General features: G+C 71.5%; 10 protein-coding genes. 6 read left to right on the top strand and 4 right to left on the bottom strand.

Annotated elements, in window-relative coordinates:
- Positions 1-61 precede the first annotated feature (61 nt).
- Both SCAB_RS19825 and SCAB_RS19820 read right to left on the bottom strand, forming a co-directional pair.
- Positions 62-1,450: a sensor histidine kinase gene (locus tag SCAB_RS19825; protein WP_013001857.1), complete on the bottom strand. Its 1,389-nt coding sequence runs from the start codon at positions 1,448-1,450 to the stop codon at positions 62-64.
- Positions 1,447-2,175, bottom strand: coding sequence for a response regulator transcription factor (locus SCAB_RS19820; protein ID WP_013001856.1), 729 nt, complete (start codon positions 2,173-2,175; stop codon positions 1,447-1,449). The genes SCAB_RS19825 and SCAB_RS19820 overlap by 4 nt, the downstream gene beginning before the upstream one ends.
- A gap of 158 nt (positions 2,176-2,333) precedes the next feature.
- On the opposite strand from SCAB_RS19820, the gene SCAB_RS19815 reads away from it, so the two are divergent.
- The 5 genes from SCAB_RS19815 to SCAB_RS19795 all read left to right on the top strand — a co-directional run bounded on the left by SCAB_RS19815 (position 2,334) and on the right by SCAB_RS19795 (position 10,183).
- A complete protein-coding gene (locus tag SCAB_RS19815; protein WP_013001855.1) occupies positions 2,334-4,436 on the top strand; it encodes a tetratricopeptide repeat protein in 2,103 nt (700 codons plus the stop codon).
- A 292-nt stretch (positions 4,437-4,728) separates the two neighbouring features.
- Entirely contained in the window at positions 4,729-6,009 is a 1,281-nt protein-coding gene (locus SCAB_RS19810; protein WP_005483785.1) for an aspartate kinase, read from the top strand.
- Between the two features lie 31 nt (positions 6,010-6,040).
- Positions 6,041-7,108, top strand: coding sequence for an aspartate-semialdehyde dehydrogenase (locus SCAB_RS19805; RefSeq protein ID WP_013001854.1), 1,068 nt, complete (start codon positions 6,041-6,043; stop codon positions 7,106-7,108).
- 442 nt (positions 7,109-7,550) lie between these two features.
- Positions 7,551-8,228 carry a SigE family RNA polymerase sigma factor gene (locus tag SCAB_RS19800; RefSeq protein ID WP_078580151.1) on the top strand — a complete coding sequence of 226 codons (678 nt, stop codon included), beginning with the start codon at positions 7,551-7,553 and terminating at the stop codon, positions 8,226-8,228.
- Positions 8,229-9,061: 833 nt separating this feature from the next.
- Positions 9,062-10,183, top strand: a complete 1,122-nt coding sequence (locus SCAB_RS19795; RefSeq protein WP_231885091.1) for a hypothetical protein — start codon at positions 9,062-9,064, stop codon at positions 10,181-10,183.
- Between the two features lie 73 nt (positions 10,184-10,256).
- Here SCAB_RS19795 and SCAB_RS19790 read toward each other — a convergent pair whose 3' ends face one another.
- Together SCAB_RS19790 and SCAB_RS19785 are read right to left on the bottom strand one after the other, a co-directional pair.
- A complete protein-coding gene (locus SCAB_RS19790) occupies positions 10,257-11,081 on the bottom strand; it encodes an SURF1 family protein (protein ID WP_173402891.1) in 825 nt (274 codons plus the stop codon).
- 137 nt (positions 11,082-11,218) lie between these two features.
- A complete protein-coding gene (locus SCAB_RS19785; protein ID WP_013001850.1) occupies positions 11,219-11,611 on the bottom strand; it encodes a nuclear transport factor 2 family protein in 393 nt (130 codons plus the stop codon).
- 131 nt (positions 11,612-11,742) lie between these two features.
- Between SCAB_RS19785 and SCAB_RS19780 the strand changes: the two genes are divergently transcribed.
- Positions 11,743-13,569 (top strand): S9 family peptidase, encoded by a 1,827-nt coding sequence (locus SCAB_RS19780; RefSeq protein WP_013001849.1) that lies wholly within the window; start codon positions 11,743-11,745, stop codon positions 13,567-13,569.

The following is a 13,569-nucleotide window of genomic DNA, read 5'->3' as shown; positions in this document are numbered from 1 at the left end:
CGTGGCTGGGCTCGACCCCCCGGCCCAGCCACCCCGGACCGGCTGAGCCCACTCTCCCGGCTCAGCCGCCCCCGTGCCGCGCCGCCCGCAGGGTGAGCGCGACGCACAACCCGCCCCCGGGTGAGTCCTTCAGGGCCACGGTCCCGTTGTCGTCGGTGACGAGTTGCTTGACGACGGCGAGGCCGAGGCCCGAACCGCCCTTCCCGGTGAGGCCCTGACCGCGCCAGAAGCGGTCGAAGGCGCGGGACTTCTCGGCGTCCGACATGCCGGGCCCCTCGTCCAGCACCGACAGCACCACCTCGTCGCCCCGGCTCTCCACCAGGACCGTGATGGTCGCACCGTCCGGCGAGACCTCCAGGGCGTTCGAAAGCACGTTGTCCAGGACCTGGTCCAGATGACCGGGACTGGCCAGCACCAGCGGCCGGCCGTCGGCACTCCCCCTGAGCGTGATGGTGACTCCGCGCTCGTCGGCGGCCGGTCTCCACACGTCGAGGCGTTCCCGGATGACATCCCGCAGGGACAGCGGTTCCGCCGCCGTCACCTTCGCCTCGGCTCGCGCCAGCACCAGCAGGCCGTTGACGAGGCGGCTCATCCGGACCACCTCGGCGGTGGCCTGCTCCACGTCCTCCCGTACGAACTCGTCGTCCGTACCGTCCGCGATGTTGTCCAGGGACAGTCGCAAGGCCGTGAGGGGAGTGCGGAGTTGGTGCGAGGCGTCGGCGACGAAGATGCGCTGCGACGCGATCAGCGTGTCCAGACGCTCGCCCGCCTGGTTCAGCGTCCGCGCCAGGGTCTGCGTCTCCTGGGGCCCCGTCACGGGGGAGCGGGCCGTCAGATCGCCGTCGCTCATCTTGCTCGCCATCTCGTTGAGCTGGCGGAGGGGGGCGGTCAGGCGCCGCGCGGCGAAGACACCGATGCCTGCGGCGGCCAGAAGGACGAACACCGCCAGGCCCGCCCTGAAACCCCAGATCTGCCAGAGCCGAGCCGTGAGGTGGTCGGTCGAGAACATGATCCGGACGGCGCCGACCACCTTCTCCGTGTCGGTCTTGCCGTCCGGCGAACGCTCGAAGGCGGGGGCCGTGACCACCAGGTTGTCGCCCCAGATGAAGTCGGAGCCCCAGTCGACCGTGCTCCGGCCGTGCTCCAGAGCACGGCCCAGCGCCGCGTCCGCCTTCGGCTCCCCCAGCCTCTCCGGCGCACATCTGTCGGTCGCGGTGACCTCGACCTTCTCCTCCTCGGGCGGGTACGCCCCCGCCAGCTGCGCCAAGGCCTCGCAGGAGGCGGTGTCGCCCACGCCCAGCAGCCGGGCCATCGTCTTGGCCTCGCGCTGTACGGCTTCGCTGGTGTCGTCCCGCAGCTGATCCGTGAGCGTGAACGCCACCGGCACCGTGAACAGAGCGATCGCCACCGCCACGAGGAGCACGTAGCTGCGGATGAGCTGACGGATCATGACGTGCCGTCGCCCTCACGCGGGGAGCCGGAGGTCTCGGCGTCCTCCTTCTCCTTCTCGTTCACGATCAGCCGGAACCCCACGCCCCGTACCGCCTCGATCGTGATCGCCCCGGCCAGCTTGCGCCGTAGCGCCGCCACGTGGACGTCGAGCGTCTTCGTCGGCCCGAACCAGTTCGCGTCCCAGACCGCTTCCATGATCTGCTCGCGCGACATCAGGGCGCCCGGCTCCTCGGTGAGGAAGGCCAGGAGGTCGTACTCCTTGGGGGCGAGCCCCACCTCCGTACCGTCGAGGTGGACGCGCGCGGCCTTGCGGTCGACGGTGAGGCGGGGGCCGTAGCGGTCGGGCCCGGCGGGCGCGTCGGCGGCGCGCGGCTGCACCCGGCGCATCACCGCCCTTATGCGGGCGATCACCTCGCGGACCCCGAACGGCTTGGACACGTAGTCGTCGGCGCCCAGCTCCAGGCCGACCACGCGGTCCGTCTCGTCGCTGCGTGCGCTGATCACGATGATCGGCACCTGGCTGCGGTCCCGCAGGGCCTTGCACACGTCGAGGCCGTCGGTGTCGGGGAGACCGAGATCCAGGAGGACGACGTCGTACGGCCCGCCGTACGACAGCGCGGCCCCGCCCGTGTTGACCCACTCCACCTCGAAGCCGTACCGCAGGAGTCCACGTCGCAGGGACTCGGCGACCGGCTCGTCGTCTTCCACCAGAAGTACGCGCACAGGCGAACCATAATCGTTGAACTTTAAAGACGGTCCACTGCCGAGCCGAAGGTGCGGCGGTCGCAGGCGTCGAGGAGGGAGAATCCTTCGTATCGCCGGGGCGGGGAGCCTTCGCTCGTCGACGACGTCCGAGCAGCGAGCGACTACGGGGAGTGCCCATGGTGGAGGCGTCGGGGGAGCGGGCCGTCGCGTTCGGCGGGAGCGCGCGCAATGCCGCCACCGGGGATCACGTCACGCAGATCGACACGCAGATCGACCATGCGACCGTATTGCCGGCGGAGGCCTTCCGGCCGATGGGCGAACTGGACAAGCGGCTGGTGAAACTGCCGGTCCCCACCAGACTCTTCGTGGGGCGGGAACTCGAACTCGGCCTGCTGGACCAGGCGGTGGGCGCGTCGGAGGTCGTAGCCGTGCACGGCCTGGGCGGCATCGGTAAATCCACGTTGGTGGCGCACTGGGTCCGGGCGGCCACGACCGACGCCAACCCCGTGTGGTGGATCGCCGCCGACAGTCCCACTGCGATCGACGCGGGCCTGACCGGGCTCGGTATGGCCATGCAGCCGGAACTCGTCGACGTACTGCCCCCACAGGCATTGCGGGAGCGGGCGGTGCAGTGGCTCGCCACACATGAGGGGTGGCTGATCGTCCTCGACAACGTGAGTGATCCGGCCCATGTGGAACCGCTGCTGGAGCGCGCGCCGGGCGGCAGGTTCGTGATCACTAGTCGACGGGCGACAGGGTGGCACGAGGCGGCCACCTGCGTGGACCTGGACGTCCTTGACACGGCACACGCGGCCGAACTGTTCGGGCGTATCTGCCCGGCGGGCAGGGCCGGGGCGCCCGAACTGGCGGGAGAGCTGGGCAACCTGCCGCTCGCGGTGGAGCAGGCGGCGGCGTTCTGCCGGGAGACGGGCACGTCGGCGGAGCGGTATCTGGAGATGCTCGCCGCGTACCCGGCGGACATGTTCGCGGCGTCGGCCGAGGGCGGGGACCCGGAACGGACGGTGGCCCGGGTGTGGCGTGTGACGCTGGACCGGCTCGACGAGGGTGACCTCACGGCGGGCGTCCTGCTGTCCGTGCTGGCCTGGTACGCGCCGGACGCGATTCCCCGGAGTGTGCTGGAGGCCGGGGCCAGACCTCTGGCGGTCGCTCAAGGGCTCGGGCGCCTCGCAGCCCACAGCATGATCGCGATGCAGGGTGACACGATCTCCGTCCACCGCCTGGTGCAGGCCGTCGTCCGGACGCCCGGTGGGGAGGAACCGGCAGAGGCCGAGTTCATCGCTCTCGCCCGGAACCACGCGATACGCCTGCTCCTCACGGCCCTGCCGGAAGACTACGAAGACATCGGTTGCTGGCCGACGTGGCGCTCCCTGCTGCCGCATGTCCAAGCGCTGGCCGACCATGTGGCACCGGACGAGGAGGTCGAAGAGCTGGGCCGGCTGGCGAACGAGACGGGAATGTTCCTCTGCGGCCAGAAGGCTGCGCGGGAGGCGGTACCTCTGCTGGAGCGCGCTCACAACATCTGCGTAAGGCTCCTGGGGTCCGAAAATCCCAACGCGCTGACGGTGGCGAGCAACCTCGCCCAGGCATACGCGGAGGCCGGTGATCCAGGCCCCGCGATCACTCTGCTGCAGCGGGTCTGCGAGGACGGCTGGCGGGTTCTGGGCGCGGGCAGCCCCGAGTTCGCGGTGCTCCTCGGCAACCTGGGCTCGGTGCACTATGCGGCCGACGATCTGGACATGGCGATCGAGCTGCATGCCCGATCGGTGGAGATGCTGCGGAACACCGTGGGGAGAGACGACCCCCGGACCTTCCGGGCCCGGGGCAACCTGTTGAACGACCTGATCTCGGCGGGCCAGGGCGAGCAGGCGGTGACCGTGATGGAGGAGTACGTGGAGGACGCGGTACGCCGCCACGGCGAGGACCATCCGGTCACGCTGAACGCCCGCAACAACCTGGCCGGGGCGTACCGGGAATCCGGCGACCTCGATCAGGCCATCGCACTTCTGCGGCGCAACGTCGCCGATCGCGAGCGTCTTCTGAGCCGGAGCCACCCGCAGACCTTGCTGTCGCTGAACAACCTCGGCGGCGCGTACCACCGGGCGGGACGAACGAGTGAAGCCATCTCCGCTTACCAGGAGGCCTGGGAAGGGTACGTGCGCTCACTGGGCGAGGACCATCCCAGTACGCGCAAGGTGCGCGACAACCTGGTGGACACCACCCATGAGGCGGCCCACCTCGAAGCCCCACGCCTCGAGTGACCTCCCCCACTTTTGGACTGCCCCGCACTCCCACCGGGCAGGCACCACCCCGGAGCGGTCGGACCCCATGATCTCCCGTCGAAGAAGCCGGGTGAAATTCGGTGGACGCCCGGAGAAAACCCAGGTGATCAAAGGGTGAGCGGGACATCTCACCATGCGGTACCAGGGAAGGGATATTCGGCCGCTCGTTAGACTGAGCCGACCGCCGCAGCACGTTCGACGACGTAAGAACAACGTATGAGTGCGTGTGTATGTGCGGAAATCAGAGACTGAAACGGAGCGAGGAGCGCACGTGGGCCTTGTCGTGCAGAAGTACGGAGGCTCCTCCGTAGCCGATGCCGAGGGCATCAAGCGCGTCGCCAAGCGGATCGTGGAAGCGAAGAAGAACGGCCACCAGGTGGTCGTCGTCGTTTCCGCGATGGGCGACACGACGGACGAGCTGATCGATCTCGCCGAGCAGGTGTCACCGATGCCCGCCGGGCGTGAGTTCGACATGCTGCTGACCGCCGGAGAGCGTATCTCCATGGCGCTGCTGGCCATGGCGATCAAGAACCTGGGCCACGAGGCCCAGTCGTTCACCGGCAGCCAGGCAGGCGTCATCACCGACTCGGTCCACAACAAAGCCCGGATCATCGACGTCACGCCGGGGCGCATCCGGACCGCGCTGGACGAGGGCAACATCGCCATCGTCGCCGGTTTCCAGGGTGTCAGCGCCGACAAGAAGGACATCACCACCCTCGGCCGCGGCGGGTCGGACACGACCGCCGTCGCGCTGGCCGCCGCGCTGGAGGCCGAGGTCTGTGAGATCTACACCGACGTCGACGGCGTCTTCACCGCCGACCCGCGGGTCGTGAAGAAGGCGAAGAAGATCGACTGGATCTCCTCCGAGGACATGCTCGAACTGGCGGCGTCCGGTTCGAAGGTGCTGCTCCACCGCTGTGTCGAGTACGCCCGCCGCTACAACATCCCGATCCACGTCCGCTCGTCCTTCTCCGGATTGCCGGGCACCTGGGTCAGCAACGAGAAGCCAGAGTCGCAAGGGGACCACAAGGTGGAGCACGCCATCATCTCCGGAGTCGCCCACGACGTCTCCGAGGCCAAGGTCACGGTCGTCGGCGTCCCGGACAAGCCGGGCGAGGCCGCCGCGATCTTCCGCGCCATCGCGGACGCCGAGGTCAACATCGACATGGTCGTGCAGAACGTGTCCGCCGTGACGACCGGTCTGACGGACATCTCCTTCACCCTTCCCAAGACCGAGGGCCGCAAGGCCATCGACGCCCTGGAGAAGAACAAGGCGGGCATCGGCTTCGACTCGCTGCGCTACGACGACCAGATCGGCAAGATCTCCCTGGTCGGCGCGGGCATGAAGACCAACCCGGGCGTCACCGCCTCCTTCTTCGAGGCCCTCAGCGACGCCGGGGTGAACATCGAGCTGATCTCGACCTCCGAGATCCGTATCTCGGTCGTCACCCGCGCCGACGACGTGCCGGAGGCCGTGCGCGCCGTGCACACCGCCTTCGGACTCGACTCCGACAGCGACGAGGCCGTCGTCTACGGGGGTACGGGTCGCTGATGGCCCTCATCCACGGAGGCGGCGGTCGTTGATGGCTGTCGATGCCGGGCGCACCGGCAGGCCGACGCTCGCGGTCGTGGGCGCGACCGGTGCCGTCGGCACCGTCATGCTCCAGATCCTGTCCCACCGGGCCGACATCTGGGGCGAGATCCGTCTGATCGCCTCCCCGCGCTCGGCCGGCCGCAAGCTGGCCGTGCGCGGGGAGCAGGTCGAGGTGGTGGCGCTGTCGGAGGAGGCCCTCGACGGGGTCGACGTCGCCCTGTTCGACGTACCGGACGAGGTGGCGGCGCACTGGGCGCCGATCGCCGCCGCCAAGGGCGCGGTCGTGGTGGACAACTCGGGCGCCTTCCGGATGGACCCGGAGGTGCCCCTCGTCGTCCCCGAGGTCAACGCGCACGCCGCCCGCGTCCGGCCGCGCGGCATCATCGCCAACCCCAACTGCACCACCCTCTCCATGATCGTGGCACTCGGCGCCCTGCACGCCGAGTTCGGGCTGCGCGAGCTGGTGGCCTCCTCGTACCAGGCCGTCAGCGGAGCGGGCCGGGCCGGGGTGCGGACCCTGCGGCAGCAGATCGCCCTGGTCGCCGGTACGGAACTGGGGACGACCCCCGGTGACGTACGGCGGGCGGTCGGCGACGACACGGGGCCCTTCCCCGAGCCCGTCGCGCTGAACGTGGTGCCCTGGGCCGGGTCGCTGCGCGCGGACGGCTGGTCCTCGGAGGAGATGAAGGTCCGCGACGAGTCCCGCAAGATCCTCGGCCTGCCGAAGCTGCCGGTCGCCGTGACCTGCGTACGGGTGCCGGTCCTCACCGTGCACTCGCTCACCCTGCACGCCCGCTTCGAGAGCGAGGTCACGGTCGCCAAGGCCCGTGAGATCCTCGCCACGGCCCCCGGGGTCGTCCTCTACGACGATCCGGCCGCGGGGGAGTTCCCCACCCCCGCCGACGTGGTCGGTACGGACCCGACCTGGGTCGGGCGCGTACGCCGGGCCCTGGACGACCCGACGGCCCTGGAGCTGTTCGTCTGCGGCGACAACCTGCGCAAGGGTTCCGCCCTGAACGCCGCGCAGATCGCCGAGCTGGTGGCGAAGGGCGCGTAGGGGGCCGGGCCCGCTTCGCCCCGAACACATGAGCCCTTGTCGGCGGCGACGTGTAAGTTCTTCGAGTCGGCGGTTCGCCGGGCGGAGAATTTCCGGCCGCGCCGCCGTCGGGTCTCCGGGTTGATTCAGGCCTCCCGGCGACCGAGGATTTTTCCTCCCCGTCCGCCGCAACCGCGCGGCGGGCGGGGAGCGTCTTTCACGGGCGCCCTTCGGCGGGGCTGGGCGCGAACACTCGGGGCTTAGGGGAAGAGCTGGTACGCATGAGGGCGTTCGACGTGCTGTCCGGTGTTCGGCGGGCCGTACCGACAGCTGAGCGCGGCGTGCCGTCGGGCGCGGCTGCCGCACCGGCCCGCGCAGGTGTCTTGCGGGCACGTGTGCGATCTGACGTAAAAGGCATGGCTGCCACGTACAACCCCGACGGGGGGTCGCGGGTCCAACAGGCGTGGCAGAGGTACTCGAATTCACCGCGGTACAGACGAGGGGCGCCGCCCTTCGTCCACCCCGCCGTCCCCGCTCGCCCGGTTCGGCCGGCGGCATGCCGGTGATCGCGCCGATGCCAGCGGCGCGGCCGACCCGCATACCGAACCAGCGCGACGGCGCGGAGGACACCTCGACGCTGCCGGCCTCCGGCACGACGGTCGACCACCTCACCGAGACCTACCGCGCGCACTACCGCTCGCTGCTCGGGCTCGCGGCGCTCCTCCTCGACGACACCGCCTCCTGCGAGGACGTCGTCCAGGAGGCGTTCATCCGCGTGCACTCGGCGCGCAAGCGTGTCCGTGAGCCGGAGAAGACGCTCGCCTATCTGCGCCAGACGGTCGTGAACCTCTCGCGCTCCGCCCTGCGCCGCCGCATCCTCGGTCTGAAGCTGCTCTCGAAGCCGATGCCCGACATGGCCAGCGCGGAGGAGGGCGCGTACGACCTGCTGGAGCGCGACTCCCTCATCAAGGCGATGAAGGGGCTGCAGCGCCGCCAGCGCGAGGTCCTCGTGCTGCGCTACTTCGCCGACATGACCGAGGCCCAGGTCGCCGAGACCCTCGGCCTCTCTCTCGGCTCGGTCAAGGCGTACGGTTCCCGGGGCATCGCGGCACTGCGCGTTGCCATGGAGGCGCCGGCATGAGTACGCACGGCAAGGGCACCGGACCCGACCGCGGCGACGGGCAGGACGGCCGCGGCGGACGGGATGAACGCGGAGCCCAAAGGCGCGCCTCCTGGGGCCGCCGGGACGACGACGAACGCGCCGCGGAGCGCGGGGAAGCACGCGCGGACGAGCGCGGGCCGGACGGGCGCGCCGGGGGGCGCGCGCTCGGAGAGCACGAAGAAACGCCATCGCACGCTGGGAACGGAACTGTGAATCACGGCCCCGAAGAACAAGGCCCCCGCCCCCCGGGCCGGCCTCTCGAAGGCCGCACTCCGGACGACCCGCCTTCGGACGACCTGCCGTTGGACGACCCGTCGTCGGAGGGCACGCCGTCGAAGGGCGTCCCGTCGGAGGGCGCGCGATCGGCCGGCGCGTCGTCGGTGGAGCCGCTCCCGGAGGGTGGCGAGCTGTCGAAGGACTCGCCGTCCGAGAGCTCACCGTCCGAGAGCTCACCGTCCGGGGACTCGCTGTTCGAGGACTCGCCGTCGGAGGGCACGCGGCCGGAGGGCACGCGGCCGGAAGGCACACGGTCGGAGGGCACACGGTCGGAGGGCTCGCAGCCGGAGGGCACGCGGTCGGAGGGCTCGCAGCCGGAGGACTCGCCGTCGCCGGGCGCCGCGGGTTCGGGGGTCGCGGACCTGCCTTCGGGTGACTCGCTGTCGGCGGGCTCGCCGTCGGGCGAGCCGGCTTCGGACGAGGTGCCCGCGGACGAGGTGCCTTCGGGTGACCGGCCTCTCGACGACCGGACTGCGGGTGACCGGCCCGTGGGTGACCGGCCTTCGGAGGGCGGGCGCGCGGCCGACGATGCCGACGTGTCGTTCCTGAACGCGCTGCGGTCCGGCGGCCTCGGTTCCGGTATGCCGGGGCCGAACGGCTCGGGCCCGAACGCCTCGGGCCCGCACGGCGCGGGACCGAAGGAGACCGACGGGTTCGAGCCGGGCGACGAGCTGGTGCTGCGCAACCTGCTGCACCGGGCGGTGTCGGAGATCGAGCCCAGGGACGGCACGCTGGAGCATCTGCGGCGGGCGGTACCGGCGAGGCGGGCGCGCAAGCGTCAGGCCGTCGTCGGCATGGCGGCCGCCGCGCTCTTCATCGGCACGGCGATCCCCGCCCTCGTCCACGTCTCCAACTCCACCGGCTCCGACCTGCACACCTCCATCACGGGCAACGGCTCGCAGACGCAGGGCAGCGGCGGCGGGTCCAAGGGCCAGACCGGCGGTCACGACGCCTCGGGCGGTGGCTCCGGCGGCTCGAAGGAATCCGGCAAGGGCGCCGACAAGGGCAAGGGCGACAAGGGCAAGGGCGGGAACAACGGCGCCGCGGGCGGCACACAGCCGACACCCACGACCGCTGCCTCGGGCCTGTGCACAGGGGCCCAGCTCGGCGGCGGTGGCAGCGTGGGCGCACCGGACTCCAGCGGGGCCGTCTACGGCTCGTTCCGTGTCTCCAACGTCTCCGGCACCAGCTGTACGGTCAGCGGCCCGGGCGGTGTGAGCGTCTCGCCGCAGGGCGCGGCGGACGGGGCGAAGCTCACCGTGTTGAACCATGTCACGGGGGACGCGGCCGCCGGACTGCCCGACCCCTCGCTGTCCCTGACGCAGCTGGTGCTGGCACCCGGAGCGGCGTACGAGGTGCGCTTCGCCTGGGTGCCTTCGGAACCCTGTCCCACCACCAGCGGCGGCACGACCGACGGCGGCGGCACCGGCGGCACGGATCCGTCACCCGACCCGACGCCCACGGGCGAGGAGACGCCGGGCACGACCACCGACGGCTCCAACTCCGTCTCCACCCAGCTGTTCACCGAGGACGGCACCGTGGACGGCAGCGTCCTCGTCTCGCACACCGCCGAGGGCGGCGTCGCCACCTTCAGCACGGGCGTCGGCAACGCCTGCGCGGGCGTGGTCTACCGCACGGGCCTGATGGCGGGCGCCTGACCGAGCGGCCACGGCCGCGGCCACAAACGGCTGCGGCTGCGGGCGGGTGTGCGGGTGACGGGCGGAGCCGGCCCTACGTGGCCGGCTCGGCTTCCCGGGCGACGGCTTCGTCCGTCCCGCTTTCGCCCGCCCGGTCGGTGTCCGGGACCAGGCCCAGTTCCGCGTCCCGGAGGAACTCGACCTCGCGGCGCACCAGCCGGAACCACATGAAGACGACGAAGCCGGCGAAGACGAACCACTCGCCGGTGTAGCCGAGGTTCTGGAAGGCCTTGAGGTCGAGGCCGGTGTTCTGCGGGGCGGTCGCGGGCACGGCCTTCATCCCCGAGTCGGCCCTGTCCAGCGTGATCCAGGCGTCGTACAGCTTGTCCGGCACGAGGTTGACCAGCGTCGCCGCGCTGATTGCCGACGTCTGCCCGGCCGGCAGTCCGCCCTGGACGGGCACGCCGTTCGACCCCGGAGTCTCGGACGCCTGCAGCGAACCGGTGACGGTGACCTCGCCGGAGGGCGCCGCCGGGGCGCGGTCGGCCCGCGCGGCGCCGGGCAGCCAGCCCCGTACGACGGGCAGTGCCCTGCCGTCGTCGGTGTGCAGCAGCGTCAGCACGTAGAAGCCGTTCCGGCCGTCCAGCTCGCGGTTCGGCACGAGGAGCTGCTCGCCGTACCGCCCGGTGACGGTGGCCAGTTCGCCCGAGGTCTCCTGGTCCACCGGCAGCAGCTCGTCCAGCGGGCGCGCGGGGTCCCGGTCCGCCGGGTCGATCCGCTCGGTCGCCGCACGATGGTCCTGCATCCGGTCCTCGAAGCGGCTCAGCTGCCACGACCCCATGAACACGCAGAAGGGGATGGCGAGCAGCACGAAGACGTTGATCCCCCACCATCGGGGCGTCAGCAGAAACCGGTACACGCCTTCCACCGTACGGTGCCCGCGCCGGTCGCCCGGCTGCGGGGTCGGCGCCCGCGAGCCCTCCGCGCCCGGCCTCGGTACCGCCCCGGCCTCGGTACCGGCCTGAGTACCGCCCCGGCTTCAGTACCGCCGCAACCTCAGTACCGCTCGACGAGGTGCTCACGTCCGGCCGGCGGCTCGTACGGCTCGGGCCAGAAGTCGGTGACGGCGGCTATCCGCCCGTCACCGTCCCCGGTGAAGAACGAGACCGCGTACATCTCCTCCAGTCCGACCGTGACATGCACCCAGCTGACGACCTGCCCGGGCTCCGCGACGATCCGCTCGATCCTCGCGTGCCAGTCGCCCGGATACTCCCGGTTGAATTCCACATAGCGCTCCCTGCCGCGTATCCGCTCCCGTGTCTGCGGCAGCTCGTACACGACGTCCTCGGCCAGCGTCCCGGCGAACGCGGCCCAGTCCCGGCCCTCGGCCGCGGCCCAGAAACGCTCCACGGTCCGGCGCAGACCGGCACTGTCTGTCGTTGAGGTCATGGGGCGAGTCTGCACCCGGCCACTGACAGCCGGCCCGGACGAGCCCCGCCACGCGGGGTCCCGGGGCGAAGTTATCCACAGGCTGGGGACCTCGGCCGCACATTGTCGTGCGGGCGGGGCAATATGGGGCCATGACTGAGAGCAACGGGGCCACCCCGCAGCAGCAGAGCGGATCCATGCCCGACTGGGAGAAGAGGTTCCGGGCGCCGAGGGTGTCCCTTCCGGACTGGGCGGAGGACGCACCGCACCGCTCGCTGTTCGTCTCCAACGCCACGGGCACGTACGAGTTGTACGCGTGGGACCGCGCCACCGGCGAGCAGCGCCAGGCCACGAACCGGGCCAACGGCACGACGGACGGCGTGCTCTCGCCCGACGGCGCATGGATCTGGTGGTTCGACGACAAGGACGGCGACGAGTTCGGCGTCTGGCGCCGTCAGCCTTTCCACGGCGGCCCCGACGAGGAGGGCGCCCCGGGCCTCGACCCGTCCTATCCGGCGGGCCTGGCCCTCGGCCGCGACGGCCGCACGGCGGTCGTCGGCCGCTCCACCGACGAGGACGGCTCCACGATCCATCTGTCCCGGCAGGGCGAGGCCCCCGTCGAGATCTACCGCCACCGTGAGTCGGCCGGTGTCGGCGACCTCTCGCACGACGGCTCGCTGATCGCGATCGAGCACACCGAGCACGGCGACGCGATGCACTCGGCGCTGCGCGTGGTCCGGCCGGACGGCACGCCGGTCGCCGAGCTGGACGACACCAAGGGCGGCACGGTCGAGCTGGGCCTGGAGGTGCTGGGCTTCGCGCCCGTGGTCGGCGACACCCGGCTGCTCATCGGCCACCAGCGGGGCGGTCGCTGGGAGCCCCTCGTGTGGGATGTGGCCTCCGGTGAGGAGACCGACCTCGGACTCTCCGGCCGGCTGGAGGGCGACCTGAGCGCCGAGTGGTATCCGGACGGCTCCGCCCTGCTCGTCGCCCACAGCTTCGAGGCCCGCAGCGAGCTGTTCCGCTACGACCTGGCGACCCGCGCCCTGGAGCGGGTGGACACACCGCGCGGCACCGTCTCCGGGGCCACGGCCCGCCCCGACGGCAGCGTCGAGTACCTGTGGTCCTCCGCGGCCGAGCCGCCGGTCGTCCGCTCCACCACCGGCGAGGTCGTCCTCGACCCGCCGGGGCTGAAGTCCCCCGGCTCGGTGCCGGTGGAGGACGTCTGGGTGGACACACCAGGCGGCCGCGTCCACGCCCTGGTCCAGCGCCCGGCCGGGGCCGGCCCGTACCCGACCGTGTTCGACATCCACGGCGGCCCGACCTGGCACGACAGCGACGCCTTCGCGGCGGGCCCGGCCGCCTGGCTGGACCACGGGTACGCGGTGATCCGCATCAACTACCGGGGCTCCACCGGCTACGGCCGCGCCTGGACCGACGCCCTCAAGCACCGGGTCGGCCTGATCGAGCTGGAGGACATCGCGGCCGTCCGGGAGTGGGCGGTCACCTCCGGCTTCGCCGACCCGGAGCGGCTCGTCCTCACCGGCGGCTCCTGGGGCGGGTACCTCACCCTCCTCGGCCTCGGCACCGAGCCGGACGCCTGGTCGCTCGGCATCGCCGCCGTCCCCGTAGCGGACTACGTCACCGCGTACCACGACGAGATGGAGGCGCTCAAGGCCATGGACCGCACCCTCCTGGGCGGTACGCCCGAGGAGGTCCCCGAGCGCTTCGAGGCGTCGTCGCCCCTGACGTACGTCGACGCGGTGAAGGCCCCCGTCTACATCTCCGCCGGGGTCAACGACCCCCGCTGCCCCATCCGCCAGATCGACAACTACGTCGACCGGCTGGCCGGCCGGGGCGCCGTCCACGAGGTCTACCGCTACGACGCGGGCCACGGCTCCCTGGTCGTCGACGAACGCATCAAGCAGCTCCGCCTGGAACTGGACTTCGCCGAGCGCCACCTGGGAGGACGTCCCTGA

It is taken from the genome of Streptomyces scabiei 87.22 (assembly GCF_000091305.1).
Classification (GTDB): Bacteria; Actinomycetota; Actinomycetes; order Streptomycetales; family Streptomycetaceae; genus Streptomyces; species Streptomyces scabiei.
Note: the sequence above shows the minus strand (reverse complement) of the source record. Positions and strands in the feature narration are given on the sequence as shown.

Excerpts from the sequence above, each read along its gene's own strand:
- SCAB_RS19825 (WP_013001857.1), bottom strand. The coding sequence starts at position 1,450 with ATGATCCGTCAGCTCATCCGCAGCTACGTGCTCCTCGTGGCGGTGGCG.
- SCAB_RS19815 (WP_013001855.1), top strand. The coding sequence starts at position 2,334 with ATGGTGGAGGCGTCGGGGGAGCGGGCCGTCGCGTTCGGCGGGAGCGCG.
- SCAB_RS19805 (WP_013001854.1), top strand. The coding sequence starts at position 6,041 with ATGGCTGTCGATGCCGGGCGCACCGGCAGGCCGACGCTCGCGGTCGTG.
- SCAB_RS19785 (WP_013001850.1), bottom strand. The coding sequence starts at position 11,611 with ATGACCTCAACGACAGACAGTGCCGGTCTGCGCCGGACCGTGGAGCGT.
- SCAB_RS19780 (WP_013001849.1), top strand. The coding sequence starts at position 11,743 with ATGACTGAGAGCAACGGGGCCACCCCGCAGCAGCAGAGCGGATCCATG.